General features: G+C 67.7%; 18 protein-coding genes. 5 read left to right on the forward strand and 13 right to left on the reverse strand.

Annotation, left to right across the window (positions count from 1 at the left end; translation table 11 throughout):
- Nucleotides 1-3: 3 nt before the first annotated feature.
- Nucleotides 4-477, reverse strand: a complete 474-nt coding sequence (gene ybeY, locus GcLGCM259_RS07555; protein ID WP_138926229.1) for an rRNA maturation RNase YbeY — start codon at nt 475-477, stop codon at nt 4-6.
- Between the two features lie 46 nt (nt 478-523).
- On the reverse strand, nt 524-1,528 hold the full coding sequence (locus tag GcLGCM259_RS07560; protein WP_246049455.1) for a PhoH family protein: 1,005 nt from the start codon (nt 1,526-1,528) through the stop codon (nt 524-526).
- 293 nt (nt 1,529-1,821) lie between these two features.
- Here GcLGCM259_RS07560 and GcLGCM259_RS07565 point away from each other — a divergent pair, with 293 nt between their 5' ends.
- Nucleotides 1,822-2,739 carry a GerMN domain-containing protein gene (locus GcLGCM259_RS07565; RefSeq protein ID WP_138174035.1) on the forward strand — a complete coding sequence of 306 codons (918 nt, stop codon included), beginning with the start codon at nt 1,822-1,824 and terminating at the stop codon, nt 2,737-2,739.
- A 127-nt stretch (nt 2,740-2,866) separates the two neighbouring features.
- On the opposite strand, the gene GcLGCM259_RS07570 is transcribed toward GcLGCM259_RS07565, so the two are convergent.
- Genes GcLGCM259_RS07570 through hrcA form a run of 3 tightly spaced genes read right to left on the reverse strand, consistent with a single transcriptional unit; the run spans nt 2,867 to nt 5,846 of the window.
- Nucleotides 2,867-3,652 (reverse strand): 16S rRNA (uracil(1498)-N(3))-methyltransferase, encoded by a 786-nt coding sequence (locus GcLGCM259_RS07570; protein ID WP_138926231.1) that lies wholly within the window; start codon nt 3,650-3,652, stop codon nt 2,867-2,869.
- Nucleotides 3,653-3,655: 3 nt separating this feature from the next.
- Nucleotides 3,656-4,780, reverse strand: a complete 1,125-nt coding sequence (gene dnaJ, locus GcLGCM259_RS07575) for a molecular chaperone DnaJ (RefSeq protein ID WP_138926232.1) — start codon at nt 4,778-4,780, stop codon at nt 3,656-3,658.
- Between the two features lie 52 nt (nt 4,781-4,832).
- Entirely contained in the window at nt 4,833-5,846 is a 1,014-nt protein-coding gene (gene hrcA, locus GcLGCM259_RS07580) for a heat-inducible transcriptional repressor HrcA (RefSeq protein WP_138926233.1), read from the reverse strand.
- A gap of 129 nt (nt 5,847-5,975) precedes the next feature.
- Here hrcA and GcLGCM259_RS07585 point away from each other — a divergent pair, with 129 nt between their 5' ends.
- The gene (locus tag GcLGCM259_RS07585; protein ID WP_425459770.1) at nt 5,976-6,857 is read left to right on the forward strand and encodes a DUF3097 domain-containing protein; all 882 of its coding nucleotides are present in this window, start codon (nt 5,976-5,978) and stop codon (nt 6,855-6,857) included.
- 142 nt (nt 6,858-6,999) lie between these two features.
- Nucleotides 7,000-7,347 carry a DUF4870 domain-containing protein gene (locus tag GcLGCM259_RS07590; protein ID WP_246049456.1) on the forward strand — a complete coding sequence of 116 codons (348 nt, stop codon included), beginning with the start codon at nt 7,000-7,002 and terminating at the stop codon, nt 7,345-7,347.
- A 123-nt stretch (nt 7,348-7,470) separates the two neighbouring features.
- Here the strand turns inward: GcLGCM259_RS07590 and hemW are convergent, their stop codons facing one another.
- Nucleotides 7,471-8,700, reverse strand: a complete 1,230-nt coding sequence (gene hemW / locus GcLGCM259_RS07595; protein ID WP_138926234.1) for a radical SAM family heme chaperone HemW — start codon at nt 8,698-8,700, stop codon at nt 7,471-7,473.
- Complete coding sequence (gene lepA, locus GcLGCM259_RS07600; protein WP_138174045.1) at nt 8,701-10,545, reverse strand: translation elongation factor 4; 1,845 nt, start codon at nt 10,543-10,545, stop codon at nt 8,701-8,703.
- Between the two features lie 112 nt (nt 10,546-10,657).
- On the opposite strand from lepA, the gene GcLGCM259_RS07605 reads away from it, so the two are divergent.
- Together GcLGCM259_RS07605 and rpsT are read left to right on the forward strand one after the other, a co-directional pair.
- Complete coding sequence (locus tag GcLGCM259_RS07605; RefSeq protein ID WP_138926235.1) at nt 10,658-11,215, forward strand: type II toxin-antitoxin system PemK/MazF family toxin; 558 nt, start codon at nt 10,658-10,660, stop codon at nt 11,213-11,215.
- A 169-nt stretch (nt 11,216-11,384) separates the two neighbouring features.
- Entirely contained in the window at nt 11,385-11,645 is a 261-nt protein-coding gene (rpsT, locus tag GcLGCM259_RS07610; protein ID WP_054821409.1) for a 30S ribosomal protein S20, read from the forward strand.
- A 141-nt stretch (nt 11,646-11,786) separates the two neighbouring features.
- On the opposite strand, the gene holA is transcribed toward rpsT, so the two are convergent.
- The 6 genes from holA to glpK form a co-directional block, all read right to left on the reverse strand.
- Complete coding sequence (holA, locus tag GcLGCM259_RS07615) at nt 11,787-12,773, reverse strand: DNA polymerase III subunit delta (RefSeq protein WP_138174049.1); 987 nt, start codon at nt 12,771-12,773, stop codon at nt 11,787-11,789.
- 37 nt (nt 12,774-12,810) lie between these two features.
- A complete protein-coding gene (locus GcLGCM259_RS07620; RefSeq protein WP_138926236.1) occupies nt 12,811-15,075 on the reverse strand; it encodes a DNA internalization-related competence protein ComEC/Rec2 in 2,265 nt (754 codons plus the stop codon).
- Nucleotides 15,072-15,863 carry a ComEA family DNA-binding protein gene (locus GcLGCM259_RS07625; RefSeq protein WP_138926237.1) on the reverse strand — a complete coding sequence of 264 codons (792 nt, stop codon included), beginning with the start codon at nt 15,861-15,863 and terminating at the stop codon, nt 15,072-15,074. Before GcLGCM259_RS07625 ends, GcLGCM259_RS07620 begins: the two co-directional genes overlap by 4 nt.
- Before the next feature lie 33 nt (nt 15,864-15,896).
- Entirely contained in the window at nt 15,897-16,841 is a 945-nt protein-coding gene (locus GcLGCM259_RS07630; RefSeq protein WP_138926238.1) for a DegV family protein, read from the reverse strand.
- 10 nt (nt 16,842-16,851) lie between these two features.
- Entirely contained in the window at nt 16,852-19,296 is a 2,445-nt protein-coding gene (gene leuS / locus GcLGCM259_RS07635) for a leucine--tRNA ligase (protein WP_138927201.1), read from the reverse strand.
- 346 nt (nt 19,297-19,642) lie between these two features.
- Nucleotides 19,643-21,166, reverse strand: coding sequence for a glycerol kinase GlpK (gene glpK, locus GcLGCM259_RS07640; protein WP_138926239.1), 1,524 nt, complete (start codon nt 21,164-21,166; stop codon nt 19,643-19,645).
- Nucleotides 21,167-21,271 lie beyond the last annotated feature (105 nt).

Genomic DNA, 21,271 nt, shown 5'->3' on the forward strand with positions numbered 1-21,271 from the left:
CGGCTACTCCACGGTCTCCTTCGGGGCCGGGCGGCCCAGGAAGGATTCCAGCAGCTTGCGCTGCAGGCCGAACATCTCGGCGCGTTCGGCCTCCTCGTCGTGGTCGAAGCCCATCAGGTGCAGCAGGCCGTGCGTGGTCAGCAGCAGCACCTCGTCCTGGACGCTGTGCCCGCCGGCGGCGGCCTGTTCGGCGGCCACGGCCGGGCAGATCACCACATCTCCCAGGATCCCGCTCTCGGCCGGGGTGTTGGCGCTGCCCGGACGCAGCTCGTCCATCGGGAAGCTCATCACGTCGGTGGGCCCTTCCAGGTCCATCCACTCCACGTGCAGCTGGCTCATGGCCTCCTCGTCGACGAACACCACCGCGACCTCGGTGCTGGGGTGCAGGTACATGGTCTCCAGCACAAAGCGTGCCAGCTTCTCCACGGCCTGCAGGTCGACCTGCGCTTCGGTTTCGTTATTGACTTCGATGCTCATCTATTGCTGCTCACTGGTTCCTGGAGGCTAAATCGGTGGGCGGGGTTCACTTGCCACGCCGTTCACGATGCGGCTGGCGCTGGGCGGCGTCCCAGCGGTCGTAGGCCGAGACGATGTCGGAGATCAGCCGGTGGCGCACCACGTCGGTGGCGTCCAGGCGGCAGATGCTGATGTCGTCGATGTCCTTGAGCACCTCGGTGACCAGGCGCAGCCCGGAGACCGCGTTGCCGGGCAGGTCCACCTGGGTGATGTCCCCGGTGACCACCATCTTCGAGCCGAAGCCCAGGCGGGTGAGGAACATCTTCATCTGCTCCGCAGTGGTGTTCTGCGCCTCGTCCAGGATCACGAACGCGTCGTTCAGGGTGCGTCCGCGCATGTACGCCAGCGGGGCGACCTCAATGGTGCCGGCCTCCAGCAGTCGCGGGATCGACTCGGGGTCCACCATGTCGTGCAGCGCATCGTAGAGCGGGCGCAGGTACGGGTCGATCTTCTCGGAGAGGGTGCCGGGCAAAAAGCCCAGCTTCTCCCCGGCCTCCACGGCCGGGCGGGTGAGGATGATCCGGTTGACCTGCTTGTCCTGCAGCGCGGCGACCGCCTTGGCCATGGCCAGGAACGTCTTGCCGGTGCCGGCCGGGCCGATGCCGAAGGTGATGGTGGAGTCGTCGATCGCGTCCACGTAGGACTTCTGGTTCACCGTCTTGGGGCGGATCGACTTGCCGCGCCCGGAGAGGATCTTCAACCCCAGCACATTGGAGGCGGACTGCTCCCCGTTGCCCGAGACCATCTTGATGATCTGCTCGACGGTCTCCACGCTCATGCGCGAGCCGCGGCCGGCCAGTTGCCGGGCCTCCTCCAGCACCCGCTGGGCGCGGCGCACCTGGCCGGGTTCACCCAGCAGGGTCAGCCGGGAATCGGCGGGGCGCAGTTCCAGCGACGGGTAGGCTCCGGTCAGGATCCGCAGCAGCTCGTCATTGGGTCCCAGAGTGGAGATCATATGCTCGGGATTGTCGAAGGTGACGGTCAGGGATGCGCGTTCGGCTTCGGATGGCATCCGATCTTTTTCTACCTGCATACGGTGTTGTGGGCCCCTTAGGCGTAAACGAGAAAATGTTGCACCTTCCAGTCTAGCGAGCGAAGGCTGTTTTGGGGCATGTGCCGTGGGATAAATCCCCAAATCTACCCCTCACTTTGGATGCTGAAGGTATAGATTTGGTTACAGATCGCTATCCTGTACGGTTTTTCGCCCTTTAGCCCAGTTGGGTATGGCATTGTGTTGAACCGTCAGCTACAAATGTTACTGGTGAGTTCCACGTCACAGGTGGACCATGTGGATAGGTGTATTGATTGCCTCTAGGAAAGTTTTCGCGGCGCGCAACAGCGGCGGCCCTGGCCCTTGGCCTGGCCGTCGCCGTGGGCTGTGGGGCGAGCACCGGCAATGAGGAACACCGCATGCCCGACACCTCGAACAGCGCCCACCAGGACCTGCCCAGCGCCTCGGGCTCGGTGGAAACCCCCTCGGACAAGGAGCTGATCCCGGTCTACTGGCTGCAGGCCGATAATGACGGGGTCTACCTGTACCGCGAGTACGCGCGGGCCAAGGCCAGCGGGGACCCGGTCACCGACGCCATCAGCTACATGCTCAACGACAAGCCGGCCAAGGACGGGTGGTTCACCTACCTGAAGCCCAGCACCGACATCGGGGTGTCGATCAGCTCCGAGAACGTGATCACCCTGGACCTGCCGAAGAAGGTCTTTGGCGCCCACCTGGATGAGGGCCTGGCCCAGCGCAGCATCCAGCAGCTGGTGTTCACCGCCACCGCCGCGGCCGCCAACGCCGGGGTACTGAACGGCAGCCAGCCGCCGAAGCTGCGCCTGCTGGTGGACGGGGCCGCGAACGCCACCGTGTTCGACGACTACCGCCTGGAGAGCGAATACGAACGCAACTCCAGCTTCATGGCCCCGATCTGGATCATCGACCCGCAGAACTCCAGCCAGTTCGCCGCCGGGAAGGTCAAGCTCAACGCCCGATCCGTCGCCTTCAGCGACGGGCTGTACTACCGGGTGGAGCGTAAGAACACGGCCGGGGACTGGCAGCCGGTGGACGAGGCCCAACGGGTGAAGGCCACCGAGCTGGATGAGGACGGGGCGCTCAGCCGCGAGCTGGCGCTCTCCCCCGGCGAATACCGGGTGACCCTGTGGGGCCAGAACAACGGTTCGGGCGCGAAGATCGCGCGCACCACCAGCATGTTCAACGTCAGCTAACCGGGCAGCCAAAGAACCGGGCCGCAAAACCCCCGGGAACCACGCTTAACCACGAACCCGGCCACCACCGGCAGACGCGAAATCGCGTCCACCGGCGATGGCCGGGTGAAGTTTTTTTCCAAGCCCCCTACAGGTCCCCGAGCAGGTGACGGACCAGCACCAGGGCGGCCGGGCCGGCGGTGGAGGCCCGCAGCACATGCTGGCCCAAAACCACGGCTCGGGCACCGGCGGCGGTGAGCACCGCCAGTTCCCCGTCGCTGATCCCGCCTTCGGGTCCGACGATCAGGCACACGCCAGGTGCCGCGCGGCCCGCCGATCCGGCGGCGGCCTTCCAGTCCCCCACGATGCGCTCCAGCGGCACGGTGGCCGCCTCGTGCAGCACCAAGACCAGGTGCCCGTCGGCGGTCCGGGCCGAGACCTCCTCGGCCAGCTGCCGCGTGGTGAGCATCGGGTGCAGCACCGGCTCATAGCTGCGCCGGGACTGCTTCTGGGCGCTGCGCACCTGGGAGCGCCACTTCTCCAGCGCCTTCTGCGCCTTGGCGGCGTTCCAGCGCACGATGGAGCGTTCGGCCTGCCAGGGACGCACCGCGCTGACGCCCAGCTCCACGCTGGCCTCCACCGCCTGCAGGTCCCGGTCCCCCTTGGCCAGCGCCTGGATCAGGGTGACCGGGTGGCCCGGCGGGGCTTCGTCCACGACCTCCAGGACGGTGACGTGCAGCGCCTGCCTGTCCCCGTCCTGCACCTCGACCACCAGCCGGCGGCCGTGGCCATCGAGCAGGTCCAGGTGCTCACCGGGCTTGACCCGCTTCACGTTCAGCGCGTGGTGCGCCTCGGAGCCCTGGATGGAGAGCCGGTCACCGGCGGCGACCTGGGCGGCCTGCTGCCGGTCGATGACGAAGCTGTGGTTGCTCATGGCCTAACGCTGGCCCAACTTGTCGCGCAGCCGGGCGAACATGCCCCCGGCGTGCTCCACCTGTCCGGCCGCCATTTCCTCCCCGCGCAGCTTGGCCAGCTGCTCGAGCAGGTCGCGCTGGGCGGCGTCCAGCTTCGTGGGGGTTTCCACGCTCAGGTGCACGATGATGTCCCCGCGCTTGCCCCCGCGCAGCCGCGGCACGCCCAACCCCGGCAGGGTCACGGTGTGCCCCTCCTGGGCCCCGGGCTCCACCTGGATCGACTGTTCGCCGTCGAAGGTCTCCAGCTTCAGCTCGCAGCCCAGGGCGGCGGCGGTCATCGGGATGCTCATCTTGGCGTGCAGGTCGTTGTTCGCCCGTTCGAAAATCTTGTGGCGGCGCACCTCGATTTCCACGAACAGGTCGCCGTTCGGTCCCCCGCCCGGCCCGGCCTCGCCCTGGTCGCGCAGCTGAATGCGGGTGCCGCTGGCCACCCCGGCGGGGATGTTCAGCTGCTTGGAGACCCGTTCGCGCACCCGCCCGTCCCCGTTGCACTCCAGGCAGGGGTCCGGGATGGTGGTGCCGTGGCCGCGGCAGGCGGCGCAGGTTTCCACGGTCATCATCTGGCCCAGGAACGAGCGCACCGGGCGCTGCACCTGGCCGGCGCCGTGGCAGATGGAGCAGGTGACCGGGCTGGTGCCCTCGCGGGTGCCCTCACCGTGGCAGGTCTTGCAGGTGACCGCGGTTTCCATCTCCAGCGGGTACACGGTGCCCTTGACCGCGTCCTCCAGGTCGATGGTCACGGTGATCAGTGCGTCGCGTCCACGCTGGGTGCGCGGGATCGGGCCCTGGCCCTGTCCGCCGCCGCCGAAGAACTGCTCGAAGATGTCCCCGAACCCCCCGAAGCCGCCGGCCCCGCCAAAGCCCTGGTGGCCGTTGCCGTTCTCATCCCCGGTGGCGTCGTAGTTGGCGCGCTTGGTCTCATCCGAAAGGACCTCGTAGGCGCGGGTGACCAGCTTGAACTGCTCCGCAGCGTCCTGCCCGGGATTCACATCCGGGTGCAGTTTGCGGGCCATCTTGCGGTAGGCGCTCTTAATCTGTTGTTGCGTGGCGTCCTTCGCGACACCCAGCGTCTCGTAATGCGAGCTCACGTTTCTCGCGTGTCCTTTCCTAACCGTTGGTCAAAGTCTGTGCCGGCGAGTCTCAGTTCGCCAGGATTCGGGACAGGTAGCGTGCCACGGCGCGCACCGAGGCCATCGAGGAGGGGTAGTTCATCCGGGTCGGGCCCAGCACCCCGAGCTTGTTGCGGGCATCGCTGCCGTAGCTGGTGGCCACCACCGCCGCCTCGGACAGCTCCCCGATGTGGGTTTCGGTGCCGATGCTCACCGACAGGCCGCGCGAATCGGCTTCCAGTTCGGAAAACAGCTTCAACAGCACCACCTGCTCCTCCAGCGCCTCAAGCACCGGGGTGATGCTCAGCGGGAAGTCTCCCCCGGCACGGGCCAGGTTCGCGGTTCCCGCCATCACGATACGCTGTTCGGTGGCCGAATGCGCCATTTCGCGCAGGGCCGCAAGGATTTCTCCCAGCAGGTCCTGGTCCTGGCCCGGGATTTCCACGCTGTGGGTGGAGAGCAGCACGGACAGCTCGGAAAGCTGGTACCCGGCCAGCGCCTCCAGCAGCGTGTTCTTCAGCCCGGCCAGCGACTCGTCGGTGAACGGCGCGGCGGTGCTCAGCACCCGCTGGTCCACACTGCCGTTGGAGGCAATGAGCACCAGCAGGAACTGGTGCCGGCTGAGCCCCACCAGTTCGATGTGCCGCAGCGCGGCCGTGTCGTACTGCGGCACCTGGATCATCGCGACCTGGTTGGTCAGCTTCGCCAGCAGCCGCACGGTGCTGTGCAGCATCTCCTCCAGATCCTGGGAGGTGTCCATGATCCGGTTGATCGCCTCGCGTTCGGCGCGCGAGAGCGGCTTGATCTCACCGATCTCGTCGACGAACCGGCGGTAGCCCTTTTCTGTGGGCACCCGCCCGGAAGAGGTGTGCGGGGCGACGATGAGTCCTTCGTCCTCCAGCGCGGCCATGTCGTTGCGGATGGTGGCCGCCGAGACCCCCAGGTCGTGCCGGTCCAGCAGGGTCTTGGAGCCCACCGGTTCGCGGGATTGGACATAATCCTCCACGATGGCTCGCAGCACATCCAGGCGCCGCAATTCGCTCACTGTCACACCACCTTCCATGCCTCACGGCATTTAGCACTCTACGTCCTCAAGTGCCAAGTCTAGTACGTTCAGCGCTTGCTAGCATTGGAATCTGGTTCGTATTCGGTCACAGCGAAAGGGCTGCATTCAGTGAGCAACTACCCGTGGGGCGCCATGGATCTGGGCACCCCCGCTCCCAAGAAACTGCGTCAGGTTCCGGTGGAGCGCGGGCTTCTACTGGAGGATGTGGCCTCCGGTTGGGTTGGTGAGCTGGTGCGCACCGAGAAGTCCGGGGGCATGCGGGTCATTGTCCTGGAGGACCGCCATGGGCGCACCAAGTCCTTCCAGAGCGGCTTCGGCTTCCTGCTGGAGGGAGAGCCGGTGGAGCTGGTCGAACCGCGCGCCCAGGCACAGGCCGGAAGCACCCTGCGTTCCTCCTCCGGGTCCCGCGCGGTGACCGGGCAGAAGGCGCGCACCGCCCGGGCCAGCCGCATCTGGGTGGAGGGCAAGCACGACGCCGAGCTGGTGGAGAAGGTGTGGGGCCATGACCTGCGCGTCGAGGGCATCGTGGTTGAACCGCTGCACGGCGTGGACGATCTGGCCGCGGCCATTCGGGACTTCGACCCCTCCCCGCAGCGCCGCCTGGGGATCCTGGTCGACCACCTGATTTCCGGGACGAAGGAGGAACGCATCGTGCAGCAGGCGATGGCCACGCCCGGCGCGCAGGGCAACGTGCTGATCCTGGGCCACCCCTACGTGGACATCTGGCAGGCGGTGAAGCCCGAGGTGCTGGGCATCACCGCGTGGCCGGTGATCCCCAAGGGCACCGACTGGAAAACCGGGGTGCTGCGCAGCTTCGGCTGGCCGCACCAGAGCGCCGCCGACATCGGGTTGGGCTGGCAGCGGATCCTGTCGAAGGTCGAATACTATTCGCAGCTGCAGCCCGAACTGCTGGGCAAGGTCGAGCACCTGATCGATTTCCTCACCACCGAAGATTACGGTTTCCTAACAATCGGTGAATCGCAGGGTTAGTTCCGCGAGTCGAGCTTCCGAAGCGGTCCCGGTGGCTAGACTCGAGGCAGTAACCACACTTCAGACATTGCAAGGAAATTCGACAGTGCCATCTCGCCAGACTGAGTCTTCACCGGAGAACTCACGCTTTGAGGGTTCGCAGGTGACCGCTTTGCCACTGAGCCCCACCGAGGATCGGCAATGGGCGATGCTCGCTCACTTCGGCAGCATCCTGGGGTGCATCCCCTCGGCCATCATCTACGCGGTGTACCGTGACCGCGGCCCGTTCACCGCGCAGGAATCCAAGGAAGCGTTCAACTTCACCTTCCCGCTTACGGTCCTGGCCATCCTGCTGAACCTGCTGAGCCTGATCCCGTTCATCGGCTGGCTGTTCGCCGTGGTCGGTGTGGCGCTGTGGGTGTTCATGACGCTGATGGGTGCCCGCGCCGGCATCCAGGTCAACAAGGGACGCCCCTTCCGCTACCCGCTGAACCTGCGGCTGATGAAGTAGCGCGGGCCTGGCCCGCGCCCAAGAACCAGGGAAAAACCCCCCCGAAGCCCACCGCTGATGAGGATCAGGCGGTGGGCTTCGGACGTTTTGGCTGGCCAGTGCCGCCGGGCCGAGGTTTGCGGGTTAGAAGTTCAGCAGTTCGCGCACCACCAGGTCGGCCAGCAGGCGACCGCGCTGGGTCAGCACGATCCGCCCGGCGAAGGCCTGGCGCGGATCGATCAGCTCATCGGCGATCAGCCCGGCCACGGCCCGGCGCCCGGTTTCGTCCAGCTCGGAGATCGGCATGCCGGTGTCCAGGCGGGTCAGCAGCATCGTGCGCTCGAGCTGCACCGCCTCGGCGTCCGGGAATTCGCGTCCGGCCCCCGGGGAGATCCCGGCGTCGATCCGCTGCTGGTAGGCGGCCGGGTGCTTCACGTTCCACCAGCGCAGCCCGCCAATGTGCGAGTGCGCCCCGGGCCCGGCGCCCCACCAGTCCCCGCCCTGCCAGTAGACCAGGTTGTGGCGGCAGGCGTGCTCGCGTCCGCGGGCCCAGTTGCTCACCTCGTACCAGTTGTAGCCGGCGGCGGCGAACATCTGATCGGCCAGCTGGTACTTCTCGGCGTGATCGTCATCGTCGATGTCCGGCACCACCCCGCGGCGGATCTGCGCGGCCAGCTTCGTGCCCTGTTCGATGATCAGCGCGTAGGCGCTGATGTGGTCCGGTTCGTAGCTCAGGGCCGCCTCGACGCTGGTGCGCCAGTCGGCGACCGACTCCCCCGGCGTCCCGTAGATTAAGTCCACGCTGACATCCAGGCCGGCCGCCCGCGCCCAGTTGACCGCCTCGGGAACCCGTTCGGGGTTGTGGGTGCGGTCCAGGACCTTGAGCACGTGGGGCACCGCGGACTGCATGCCGAAGGAGACCCGGGTGAACCCGGCCGCGGCCAGTTCCTCAAGGCTTTCGGGGCTCACCGAATCCGGGTTCGCCTCGGTGGTGACCTCCGCGCCCTCGGCCAGGGAGAAGTTCTCCTTGATCCGCCCCAGCACGCTGGCCAGGTCGCTGGCCGGCAGCAGGGTCGGGGTGCCGCCGCCGAAGAACACGGTGTCGATCGGCCGGGCCGGCACCGAGGAGGCCTCCAGCACCTGGCGGGAGAAATCAATCTCCCGGCCCACGGTGGCCGCATAGGACTCCTGCGTCGCCCCGGAGCCCAGCTCCTTGGCGGTGTAGGTGTTGAAGTCGCAGTAGCCGCAGCGGACCGTGCAGAAGGGAATGTGGACGTAAAAGGACATGGTCCGCCCCGCGGCACCGTGCGCACACGCTGCCGGGAGCAGACCATCGGCCGGAGCCGGATCCCCGTCCGGAAGGACTGCGGGCATCTACTTCTTTTTCGGTTCGTCGGTGGACAGTGCGGCGATGAAGGCCTCCTGCGGCACCTCGACGCGCCCGACCATCTTCATGCGCTTCTTGCCTTCCTTCTGCTTTTCCAGCAGCTTGCGCTTGCGGCTGATGTCGCCGCCGTAGCACTTGGCCAGCACGTCCTTGCGGATGGCGCGGATGTTCTCACGTGCGATGATGCGCGAGCCGATGGCCGCCTGGATCGGCACCTCGAACTGCTGGCGCGGAATCAGTTCGCGCAGCTTGGAGGTCATCATGGTGCCGTAGGAGTAGGCCTTGTCACGGTGGGTGATGGCGCTGAACGCGTCCACCTGCTCGCCCTGCAGCAGGATGTCGACCTTCACCAGGTCCGCGACCTGCTCCCCGTCGGCCTTCCAGTCCAGCGACGCGTAGCCGCGGGTGCGGGACTTGAGGTGGTCGAAGAAGTCGAACACGATCTCGGCCAGCGGCAGCCAGTAGCGCATTTCCACGCGGTCCTCGGAGAGGTAGTCCATCCCGCGCATGGTGCCGCGCCGGTTCTGGCACAGCTCCATGATCGCGCCGATGAACTCGCTCGGGGCCAGGATGGTGGCGGCCACCATCGGCTCGTGCACCTCCAGGATCTTGCCCTCGGGGAACTCGGAGGGGTTGGTGACGGTGATCAGCTGCTTGTCCTCACCCATCACCTCGTACACCACGTTCGGGGCGGTGGAGATCAGATCAAGGTTGAATTCGCTCTCCAGGCGCTGGCGGGTGATTTCCAGGTGCAGCAGGCCCAGGAAGCCCACGCGGAAGCCGAAGCCCAGGGCCACGGAGGTTTCCGGTTCGTAGACCAGTGCGGCGTCGTTCAGCTGCAGCTTGTCCAGCGCATCACGCAGCGCCGGGTAGTCCGACCCGTCGATCGGGTACAGCCCGGAGAACACCATCGGTTTGGGTTCCTCGTAGCCGCCCAGGGATTCGGCGGCCGGCTTGGCCGCGTTGGTGACGGTGTCACCGACCTTGGACTGGCGCACATCCTTCACACCGGTGATCAGGTAGCCGACCTCGCCTACGCCCAGGCCCTTGGTGGGGATCGGGTTCGGGGAGGACACCCCGATTTCCAGCAGTTCGTGGTTGGTGCCGGTGGACATCATCTGCACGCGTTCACGCGGCTTCAGGTTGCCGTCCACCACCCGCACGTAGGTGACCACGCCGCGGTAGGTGTCGTAGACCGAGTCGAAGATCATGGCGCGGGCCGGGGCGTCGGCCTGGCCCACCGGCGATGGCAGCTGCTTGATCACTTCATCCAGCAGCGCCTCGACGCCCTCACCGGTCTTGCCCGAAACCTTCAGCACCTCATCGGGCTCGCACCCGATCAGGCCCGCCAGCTCCTCGGCGTACTTCTCCGGCTGGGCGTTGGGCAAATCGATCTTGTTCAGCACCGGGATGATCGTCAGGTCGCCCTCGATGGCCAGGTACAGGTTCGCCAGCGTCTGGGCCTCAATGCCCTGCGCGGCGTCCACCAGCAGGATCGCGCCCTCGCAGGCGGCCAGCGAGCGGGAGACCTCATAGGTGAAGTCGACGTGCCCGGGGGTGTCGATCATGTTCAGCGCGTACGAGGTGCCCTCGACTTCCCAGGGCATGCGCACGGCCTGGGACTTGATGGTGATGCCGCGTTCGCGTTCAATGTCCATCCGGTCCAGGTACTGGGCTTTCATGTCGCGCGCGGCGACCACGCCGGTCAGCTGCAGCATGCGGTCGGCCAGGGTGGACTTGCCGTGGTCGATGTGCGCGATGATGCAGAAGTTGCGGATCAGCGACGGATCGGTCGCGGCGGGCACCGGCGCGGTGCGGGCCAAGGGAGACACCTAAACAGACCTCACTAGGTAACGTAGAGAACAGGTGGATTTCGTCCCTATTCTGTCATGATTCACCCCAAACCGCGCTATTGTGCGCCCGTCCGCTGGTAGTTTGTGCTTCATGGCATTGAATGCGCGAAAGATCTTTTCCCTGTTGAACCGCGTGGTGCGCGAGGTTTCCCGCTACCAGTCCGCCTCCCGTTCCCGGCAGGCCCCCTCCCCGCGGCCACATCCGGCCTCCAAACAGAACCCCGCTTCCCGCCCGGCCGGCTCCGCGGTGCAGGGCGGGGTCTATCCCGGGGACTACACCGCGGCGGTGGCGGTGAACTACAACCCCAGCCTGGACGGTGAGCCGGATCCCGGGGAGATCGTCTGGGGCTGGGTGCCCTACGAGGAGGACCACTCACAGGGCAAGGACCGCCCGGTGCTGCTGGTGGGTCGTGACGGCAAGTGGCTGCTGGGGCTGATGCTCACCTCGAAGGACAACACCAACGGGACCCACCGCAACGATGACTATGTCGACATCGGCAGCGGCAGCTGGGACGCGCAGGGCCGGCCCAGCGAGGTGAAGCTGGACCGGGTGATCCGCATGGATCCGGCCACGGTGCGCCGCGAGGGCGCGGTGCTGGACAAGCGGCGCTTCGACCTTGTCGTAAGTCACCTGAACCGGCGGCGCTAGGGGTTCGGCCCGGCCGGTGGATTCTGGTAGTGTTAATTGCTGTGTGTCGCGCAGGTTGGGCGACACGCCCCCTTCGGGTCGCCATAGGTGCCCCACACCGCTCAGTCGATGGCCTGGAGGATGAACCCTCTACCGACCGTATAAAACGATAAACGAGAGAGTTTATTAAGTGGCTAATATCAAGTCCCAGAAGAAGCGCAACCTGACCAACGAAAAGGCTCGCGTCCGCAACGTCGCAGTCCGCTCCGAGGTCAAGACCCTGATCCGCAAGGTCAACGAAGCCGTCGTGGCCGGTGACAAGGAGAAGGCAACCGAGGCGCTGCAGGCCGCCGGCCGCAAGCTGGATAAGGCCGTTAGCAAGGGTGTTCTGCACAAGAACAACGCTGCTAACCGCAAGTCGGCCATTGCCAAGAAGGTTAACGCCCTCTAGGCACTAGCAAGCTTCTCAAGAACCCGGGTTCCCGCAAGGGGCCCGGGTTCTTGTGGTTTAACCGGCAGGTCCCCGCCCCGCGCCGCCGTGCCGGGATCCGCGAAGACGGCGGGGCGGCACCACTTGGGAACGTGTGGGTGCTCAGCGCGGGGACTTCTCGGCGATGAACAGCACCGCCTGCTCCAGCGCGTACGCCGGGGCCCGTCCCCCGCCCTTGACCATGCGGTCGGTCAGGGCGACCTTCTCGATGCAGTCGGCCAGGTCCTTGCGCTTCCAGCCACGGGCCTGCTGCTGGGCGGACTGCACCTGCCAGGGGGCCATGCCCAGTTCCCCGGCCAGTTTCGCCGCCGGCTCGTTCACTCCCAGCACCTTGGCCAGCTGGCGCACCTTCATGGCCAGCGTCGCCACCACCGGGATCGGGTCGGTGCCGGTGTCCAGGGCGTGGCGCAGCGTCGCCAGCGCCTGCTCGGCGTCCCCGGCGATGGCCGCGTCGGCGACCTTGAATGCGGTGGCCTCCACCCGTCCGCCGTAGTAGCGGTCGACCACCTCCTGGTCCACGGTGCCGGTGGTGTCGGCGATCAGCTGGTGGCAGGAGGCCCCCAACTCGGCCAGTGAGGAGCCGACCGCGGCGACCAGGGCCTTGACCGCGTCGTTGGTGATGCGCCGTTTGGCAGCCTTGAATTCATTGGTGACGAAGTCGATCTTGTCCGCATCGCGCTTCAGCGGCTGGCAGTCAACCACCACCGCCCCGGCCTGCTTCAGGGCATCGATCAGCTTCTTGCCGCGCTGACCCGAGTGGTGCATGATCAGCACGTTCTCCGGTGCGATGTCCTTCAGGTAGGCCAGCGCGTCGCGCAGGAACACCTCGTTCATGGAGGCCAGGTCCGTGATCTCCACCAGGTTCGCCGAGGCGAACAGGGAGGAGCTGGTGGCCATCAGCAGTTCGCCGGGCTCGTAGCTGGAGGCCGAGAGCCGGGTGACCTCGATCCCCTCGCGCTGGGCGGCCTGCTGGCGCAGCGTGTCAAAGGCCCGGGAGGCCAGGTACTCGTCGGGGCCCGAAAGCAGGATCAGCGGCTGGGGGGTCAAGTCGCGCCAGGAGATACCGGCGGATTTGGGGGCGCGTGCCATCAGGCTCCTTCACGGGGACGAACTACCAGCTACGATCCTATCGAACCGGGACCCCGATCCGGGTGGCGGTGGCCCGCCCGTGGGCAAATGTGATGGTTACCGTCCCCTGCTGGTCGGTGCGCAGCACCTGGGCGCCGACCCGCTTCGCCGCTTCCAGGATCTGCGGGTGCGGGTGCCCGTAGCTGTTGCCGGCACCGACCGGGATCAGCAGCAGTTTCGGGTGCAGCCGCTCGATCAGTTCGCTGCCGCCGTTGCGCGCCCCGTGGTGGGAGGCCTTCAACACGCTGATGCCCTGTGGTGGGTTGGGCGTCAGCAGCCGGGACATCGCCTCGGATTCCATGTCCCCGGCGGTGAAGAAGGAAACCGGCCCGCCCGGGGCATGGAAGTCAACGCGCAGCACCAGGGAGGTGTCATTCACCGACGCGCCGCGCAGCAGGCCCGGTTCCGGGCCCAGCACGGTGAAGCTGACCGAGCCTTCCTGCTGCTGCTCGCCGGGCTGCAGCACGCGCAACGGGGCCTGTACCGCGCCGCGGAACCCGGCCGAGACGAGTACCTCTCCCACCGCGATGGCCTGCAGCACCTCGGGCAACGCGCCCATGTGGTCCTCGTGGGCGTGGGTGATGAAGACCTTCTCCAGATGCCTGACCCCCAGGGTGTCCAGGCACTGCAGCACCCCGGAACCCGGGTTACCGGTATCGATCAGCCACCCGCCCTGCCCGCCGGTGTTGATCACCAGTGCGTCCCCCTGCCCCACATCGCACATTGCCAGGTTCCACTCCGGCGCGCTGGGCCGCACCAGCAGCGTGGCCGGCAACACCAGGGCGCACAGGACCAGCACCCCCGCACCCAACAGCGCCCGCACCCCGTGACGCAGCCACGGCACCTGCGCATGCGCCAGCAACAGGATCGATGCACAGAGCACCAGCGTGATCACCACCGCCAGCAGCACCCCGCCAGTCCCCTGCGGCCAGGGCCGCTGCGCCCCGGGCCAGCCGGCCGCCCAGCCCGCCAGCCCGCCAATCCCCCACGCCGGCAGCCCCGGCACCCACACCAGCCAACCGGCCAGGACGGGAAGCGCCGGGGCCAGCAGCACGCACAGCATCCCGCTCACGGTGATCAGCGGGACCAACGGGGTGATCAGCAGGTTCAGGGGGATGGAGTAGAGGCTGAAATGCTCGGACAGGGCAATGACCACGGGCAGGCAGGTCAGCTGGGCGGCCGTGCAGATCGCGATGGGCTCGGCAAGCAGTTTCGGTACCCGGCGCGCCAGCACCTCGGTGATCGGTGGGGTGAACACCACGATGCCCAGGGTCGCCAGCACCGAGAGCAAGAACGCCGGTTCCCCCGCCAGTGACGGGTCCGCGAACAGCAGCAGGGTTCCGGTCAGGCACAGGATGCCCAGGCTCGCCCGGCCCCGGCCGACATACAGGCTGAGCGCGGCGAGGCCGCCCATTACCGCGGCGCGCAGCACGCTGGGTTCGGGCCCCACAAACCCGGAAAAGAGCAGCAGCGCACCACCCAGGCCCAGCAGCGCCAGCCAGCGCGGCGCCCCGAGCCCGCGCAGCACCAACAGCACCAGACCGGCAATGATGGCACAGTTCGAGCCGCTGACCGCGGTCAGGTGGCTGAGCCCGGTCTGCTTCATCGCGGTGCTCAGGGCATCATCCTGCAGGGAACGGTCCCCGTAGAGCATGCCCGGCAGCAGTGCCCGTGCCGGTTCGGGCAGCGCGTCCAGGGTGTGCACGAACCGCTGTTTCAGCCGTTCGGCCGGCCCGTGCGGGGCGCGGCCGTGCCCGGTGGAGGGGCTGTTGACGCTGGCGAAATACTGGATACCGGTGCGCGACCCGGTGGCCTCCAGGCGCATCAGCGACTCGTAGCCGGCCACGGCCTGGGGCAGCGGAACCGTGCTGGTCGCGTACACCTGGATCGGGCAGTGGTGCCAGGTCCCGTCCTGCCAGTACCGTTGGATCTGCGCCCGGCCCTTCAGTGCGCCGTCCTGGCCGGTGCGCGGAGTCTCGCTGAACGCCCACATCACCCGGTAGCTTTGCGTCCCATGTCCGGGCAGCTGACAGTGCGCCCGGCCCTGGTCGCTGACGATCACCGCGGTGGCCGCCAACAGCATCAGCAGCAGCGCAGTGAACCAGGGCGCGGAGTACCGCGGGTCGTGGCGGCGGCGGGCGGCCAGCACGAACAGCACGGCGATCATTCCCAGCAGCGGGACCAACACCCAGCGTTGCGGGGCGAACCAGGCGGTCGCCCACGCCCCGCCCAGCATCCACAGTCCCCGGAAGTCGGTGTTCACGGCGCCTGCACCAGTTCCCGCAGCTTGCCCATCAGCACCGGACCGATCCCGGAAACCTGCTCGAGTTCCTCGACGGACTTGAACGGCCCGTTTGCCTCCCTAAAGTCGATGATCCGTCCGGCCAGTGCCGGTCCGATGCCCGGCAACTGCATCAGGGTCTCGGCGTCGGCCTGGTTGAGGGGGATCTTCCCGCCCGGGGCGCCGGGGGCACTGCGGGCACCGCCTGCCGCGGCTCCCGACGGCGTAGCGGAGGTGGTGTCGGTGCCGCCGGTGCCTGGTCCAGCGGATGGTGGCTGGGCCGCCGGGGAGAATCCCGGCGGGTCGTCCTTGTGCGGCAGCAGCACCTGCTGCCCGTCGCTGACCGGAGATGCCAGGTTCAGCAGTTCGGGCCGGGCCCCGGGGCTCATCCCGCCGGCCGCCTCGATGGCGTCCACGATCCGTGCCCCGCCCGGCAGGCGGTACACCCCGGGGCTGCGCACCGCCCCGACCACGTGTACGACCACCCCATCCCCCGTGGCGGGGCCAGCCTCGGTGGAGGCCGGCCCGCTGCTGCCCGGTTCTTCGGGTGCCGTGCCCTGCCCCGGCGCCGGCGGGTCCGGGCCCGGCTGCCCGGTGGTGGTCTGCACGGTGCCCAGCGTCTGGTTGGGATCCGGGGGCGCGAACAGGATGGACAGCGCGATCCAGCCGATGACGGCCACCACCAGGGTAATGGCCGCGGCCCGGGACACGGCGAAGCGGACCCTGGAGGGGCGCGGGGAGCGCTGGGGAAAGAAGTTGTGCCGGCCCATGCCAGCCAGTGTGGGTGCTGCCCGGCGGGCCGGCTACTGCGGTTCGTCCGCTTGTGGATGCTCCGGGGCTGGCGGGTAGTGCGGGGCCACGCAGACGGCGAGCACCCCCACCCCGGTGTGGGCGGCCAGCACCGCCGGCAGCGGTTCCAGGGCCACCGGGTGATCGGTGAGTTCGGCGACCTCGCGGGCCAGTTCCTCGGCCGGGTCCTGCGCTCCGAAGTGCATGATCCCCACTTCCACGTCGGCCCCCGCCTGCCGGGCCTGCTCGGCCACCTGGCGCCCGAGCGCCACCAACCGGCTTTGGGCGCGCGGGAAGGTGCGCGGCTTCTCCACCGGGTGGATCGCCCCGTCCTGGATGGCCAGGATCGGCTTGACGCTGAGCAGGTTGCCCACCACCCCGGACAGGGTGCTGATCCGCCCGCCGCGGCGCAGCTGGTCCAGGCTGGGAACCGCGAAGAATACGGAGTTGTCCTTCGCGGCGCGGGCAATGTCCAGCAGCTCATCCAGCCCCGCCCCGGCGGCGCGGGCGGTGAGCATGCGGCGCACGGCGAACCCCAGCGGCAGGGCGACGGTGCGTGAATCCACCACGGTGACCGGCACCTGGACCTGCCCGGCCGCCAGCCGCGCGGATTCGTGGGTGCCCGAGAGCCCGGCGGAAAGGTGCACGGAGATGATGGCTTCGCAGCCGGCCTCGGCCAGCTGCCGGTAGGCGCGCATGAACTGCCCCGGCGCAGGACGGGAGGTGCGCACCGCCTGGCCCATGGCCAGCCCCATCACCAGCGCGTCGGTGTCATCCCCGCACACCACGTCGTCGATGATCACCGGGATGGTGAGCATCTCAAAGTCCGGGTGCTCCAGCCATGGCCCGCCCAGGCAGGCGGAGGAGTCGGTGACGATCCCGATCCGGGCGGCGGGCGCCGGACGGGGACGGCGTTTTGCAAACCACCGTCCCCGCGCGGCGCTGGGGCGTTCACTCATGTGCCCGACCCTACGGTGCCGGCACCACGTTGACCAGCTTCGGGGCGCGCACGATGACCTTCAGCGGCGCCTTGCCATCCAGCAGGCGCACCACGTTCTCGTGGGCCAGGGCCGCGGCTTCCAGCTCCGCCTCGCTGATGTCCACCGACACCTCCAGGCGGGCGCGGACCTTGCCCTTGACCTGGACGACCGCGGTGATGGTGTCATCCACCAGCAGGGCCTCATCCACGGTGGGCCAGGCGCTGTTGGCCACGCTCGGCTCGTAGCCCAGCGCTGCCCACATGTCCTCGGCCGTGTAGGGGGCGAACAGGGAGAGCAGCTGGGCGACCACGCCGGTGGCCTCGCGCACCGCCGGGTCGGCGGCGCCGGCCCCGGTGTCGATGGTCTTGCGGGTGGCGTTGACCAGTTCCATGGTCTTGGCGATCACCACGTTGAACTTGTGCCCGTCCAGCAGCTGGGCCGCCTCGTGCACGGTGCGGTGGGTGACCTGGCGCAGCGCGGTGTCCCCGGTGGTGTAGTCCACACCCGGGGCGCTGGCCACATCCTGGGCCAGGCGCCAGGCGCGGGCCAGGAACTTCTGCGAACCGGACGGGGACACGTCGGCCCAGTCCACGTCGTCCTCCGGCGGGGAGGCGAAGACCATGGTCAGACGCACCGCGTCCACCCCGTACTCATCGAGCTGTTCGCCCAGGTCCACGCCGTTGCCCAGCGACTTGCTCATCGCCTTGCCGCCGTTGAGGACCTGGCCCTGGTTCAGCAGGGCGCTGAAGGGCTCGGTCGCGTCGATCAGCCCCAGGTCGTGGATGACCTTGGTGAAGAAGCGCGAGTAGAGCAGGTGCAGGATCGCGTGCTCCACCCCGCCCACGTACTGCCCGACCGGCATCCAGTCGCGCACCGCCTTCGGGTCGAACGGGCCCTGGGTGTAGTCCGGGGAGACGAAGCGCAGGAAGTACCAGGAGGAGTCCACGAAGGTGTCCATGGTGTCGGTGTCCCGCTTGGCGTGTCCGCCGCAGCTCGGGCAGGCCACGCTGACCCAGTCCGCGGCCGCGGCCAGCGGGCTGGTGCCCTTCGGGGCCAGTTCCTCGCCGCGCAGGTTCTCCGGCAGGCGCACCGGCAGCTGGTCATCGGGCACCGGAACCTCACCGCACTGCGGGCAGTGGATGATCGGGATCGGGGTGCCCCAGAAGCGCTGGCGGGAGAGCAGCCAGTCACGCAGGCGGAAGTTCACGGTGTGCTCGCCGGTGCCGGCGGCCTCGACGATTTCGATGGCCTTGGCGATGGCGGCCTGCTTGTCCAGCCCGTCCAGCTGCCCGGAGTTCACCAGCTTCCCGTCCCCGGAGGTGGCGGTCCTGGACACGGTCGGGTCTTCCTCCCCGGTGTCCACGACCACGCGCACCGGCAGGTCGAAGGCCAGGGCGAACTCCAGGTCGCGCTGGTCGTGGGCGGGCACGGCCATGATCGCGCCGGTGCCGTAGTCGGAGAGCACGTAGTCCGCCGCCCAGATCGGCAGCTTCTCCCCGGAGAGCGGGTTGATGCCGTAGCGGCCCAAAAACACCCCGGTCTTTTCGCGTTCGGTGCTCTGGCGCTCAATTTCGGACAGGTGGTTGACCTGCTCCTGGTAGTCGACCAGCGCCTGGCGCTGCTCGTCGGTGACCAGTTCCCCGGCCAGGTCCGCGTCCGCGGCCACCACCATGAACGTCGCCCCGTACAGGGTGTCCGGGCGGGTGGTGAACACGGTGACGTCCTTGGCCGGCTTGTCCCCGGCCGCCTCGATGCTGAAGGTGACCTCGGCGCCCTCGGAGCGTCCGATCCAGTTCTTCTGCATCAGCAGCACCCGCTCGGGCCAGTGGCCCTTGAGGTCTTCCATGTCCTGCAGCAGGCGGTCGGCGTAGTCGGTGATCTTGAAGTACCACTGGTTCAGCGACTTCTTGGTCACCTGGGTGCCGCAGCGTTCGCAGGCGCCGTTGACGACCTGCTCGTTGGCCAGCACGGTCTGGTCCTTCGGGCACCAGTTCACCGGGTGGTTCTTGCGGTAGGCCAGGCCCTTTTCGTAGAAGCGGTTAAACAGCCACTGGGTCCAGCGGTAGTATTCCGGGTCCGAGGTGTGCAGCCGGCGCGACCAGTCCGCGGAGATGGCGTAGCGCTTGAAGCTGGCGGCCTGGGTCTCGATGTTCTTGTAGGTCCATTCGGCCGGGTGCGCGTTGCGCTTGATGGCCGCGTTCTCGGCCGGCAGCCCGAAGGAGTCCCAGCCGATCGGGTGCATCACGTCGTAGCCCTTGAGCTTCCAGTAGCGGGCGACCACATCCCCCATCGCGAACGCCTCGGCGTGGCCCATGTGCAGGTCCCCGGAGGGGTAGGGGAACATGTCTAGGACATAGCGACGCTCGGCCGAACCGTCATCCTTGGGCTTGAAGACCTCTAGGTCTTCCCACACCTTGGCCCAGTTGGCCTCCATGGCACGAAAGTCGTAGGTTTTCGTCTCGTTCGTCGATGATGTCACTTAGCTCGTCTCACAAACATGCTCTGAATTGTTGGTCTCTCCCAGACACGCAAAGACCCCCGCAGCTGGCGTCGGGGGCGGCACCTTAGAGTAGGTGAAACTGGGAATACATATCACGATTCTACCGTACCGGCACCGGGTGGTGCCGCATCGGTGACGGGGTCCGATCCGCGGCCGGAACAGGCGCGCCACGGCACGCGCTTTGGGGCCGGTTAAACTGCCGCGCACCCCAGGCGTGGGCCTGGGGTGCGCGGCGCGCGGTGCCCGCGCCGCGGTGTGGCGGTGCGGGCGCCTGACCGGCTTAGACGTGCCGGGTGTCCTCGTCGACCCAGTCGAAGGTGCGGGTGACCGCCTTCTTCCACAGGCGCAGCTTGCGTTCGCGCTCCTCGGGGTCCAGGTTCGGCTCCCAGCGCTTGTCCTCGGACCAGTTCGACTCCAGCTCGCCCAGGTCCTTCCAGTAGCCCACGGCCAGCCCGGCCGCGTAGGCGGCACCCAGGGCGGTGGTTTCGGTGACCTTCGGACGCACCACCGGCACCCCGAGGATGTCGGCCTGGAACTGCATCAGGTTCTCGTTGGCGACCATCCCGCCATCGACCTTCAGCTCGGTCAGCGGGTCCGCGGCGTCGGCGTTCACCGCGTCCAGCACCTCACGGGTCTGGAAGGCGGTGGACTCCAGGGCTGCGCGGGCCAGGTGGTGCTTGTTCGCGTAGCGGGTCAGGCCCACGATCGCCCCACGGGCCTCGGAGCGCCAGTAGGGGGCGAACAGCCCGGAGAACGCCGGGACAATGTAGACCCCGCCGTTGTCCTCGACCTGGGCGGCCAGATCCTCGATCTCGGCGCTGGTGGCGATCATCCCGATGTTGTCGCGCAGCCACTGCACCAGCGAGCCGGCCACCGCGATGGAGCCTTCCAGCGCGTACACCGGCTCGGCGTCGCCCAGCTGGTAAGCCATGGTGGTCAGCAGCCCGTTGGAGGACTTGACGATCTCATTGCCGGTGTTGAAGATCAGGAAGCAGCCGGTGCCGTAGGTGTTCTTCGCCGAGCCGGGGGTGAAGGCGGCCTGCCCGAAGGTGGCAGCCTGCTGGTCGCCCAGGATGCCGGCCACCGGGGTTTCGCGCAGCAGCTGGTTGGTGTGCACGGTGCCGTAGACCTCGGAGGAGGAGCGGATCTCGGGCAGCATCGAGGCCGGGACCCCGAAGTCGGCAAGGATCTGCTCATCCCAGGCGCGGGTGCGCAGGTCCATGAACAGGGTGCGTGAGGCGTTGGTGACGTCGGTGACGTGCACGCCGCCGTCGGTGCCGCCGGTCAGGTTCCACAGCACCCAGGTGTCGGTGGTGCCAAAGAGCAGGTCCCCAGCCTCGGCGCGCTGGCGGGCGTTGTCCACGTTGTCCAGGATCCACTTGATCTTGGTGCCGGCGAAGTAGGTGGCCAGGGGCAGGCCGACCTTGTCCTTGTAGCGCTCCACTCCCCCGTCGGCGGCCAGGTCGTCGACGATCTGCTGGGTGCGGGTGTCCTGCCAGACGATCGCGTTGTACACCGGCTCACCGGTGTTCTTGTCCCACACCACGGTGGTTTCACGCTGGTTGGTGATGCCCACCGCCTCGATGTCGTGGCGGGTCAGGTTCGCCTTGGACAGGGCCTGGCCGATCACTTCGCGCACGTTGTTCCAGATTTCGGTGGCGTCGTGCTCCACCCATCCGGCCTGCGGGAAGATCTGCTCGTGTTCCAGCTGGCCCACGGAGATGACCTCACCGGCGTGGTTGAACACGATCGCCCGGGAACTGGTGGTTCCCTGGTCAATGGCGATGACGTACTTCGAGCTCATGGTTCACTCTCTTTTCGCTAAAAAAACTACGTTGTTCTTTCCTCGATGCCCGGCCCCCTCGGGTGAGGGGGCCGGGCAGTGGGGTCACGGCCGCGGCCGGTGCGG

This window comes from Glutamicibacter creatinolyticus (genome assembly GCF_006094275.1).
In the GTDB taxonomy this organism is placed as follows: Bacteria; Actinomycetota; Actinomycetes; order Actinomycetales; family Micrococcaceae; genus Glutamicibacter; species Glutamicibacter creatinolyticus.

Excerpts from the sequence above, each read along its gene's own strand:
- glpK (WP_138926239.1), bottom strand. The coding sequence starts at position 21,166 with ATGAGCTCGAAGTACGTCATCGCCATTGACCAGGGAACCACCAGTTCC.
- holA (WP_138174049.1), bottom strand. The coding sequence starts at position 12,773 with ATGGCACGCGCCCCCAAATCCGCCGGTATCTCCTGGCGCGACTTGACC.
- GcLGCM259_RS07630 (WP_138926238.1), bottom strand. The coding sequence starts at position 16,841 with ATGAGTGAACGCCCCAGCGCCGCGCGGGGACGGTGGTTTGCAAAACGC.
- hemW (WP_138926234.1), bottom strand. The coding sequence starts at position 8,700 with ATGCCCGCAGTCCTTCCGGACGGGGATCCGGCTCCGGCCGATGGTCTG.
- GcLGCM259_RS07605 (WP_138926235.1), top strand. The coding sequence starts at position 10,658 with ATGGCATTGAATGCGCGAAAGATCTTTTCCCTGTTGAACCGCGTGGTG.
- GcLGCM259_RS07625 (WP_138926237.1), bottom strand. The coding sequence starts at position 15,863 with ATGGGCCGGCACAACTTCTTTCCCCAGCGCTCCCCGCGCCCCTCCAGG.
- ybeY (WP_138926229.1), bottom strand. The coding sequence starts at position 477 with ATGAGCATCGAAGTCAATAACGAAACCGAAGCGCAGGTCGACCTGCAG.
- GcLGCM259_RS07570 (WP_138926231.1), bottom strand. The coding sequence starts at position 3,652 with ATGAGCAACCACAGCTTCGTCATCGACCGGCAGCAGGCCGCCCAGGTC.
- leuS (WP_138927201.1), bottom strand. The coding sequence starts at position 19,296 with ATGGAGGCCAACTGGGCCAAGGTGTGGGAAGACCTAGAGGTCTTCAAG.
- GcLGCM259_RS07560 (WP_246049455.1), bottom strand. The coding sequence starts at position 1,528 with ATGCCATCCGAAGCCGAACGCGCATCCCTGACCGTCACCTTCGACAAT.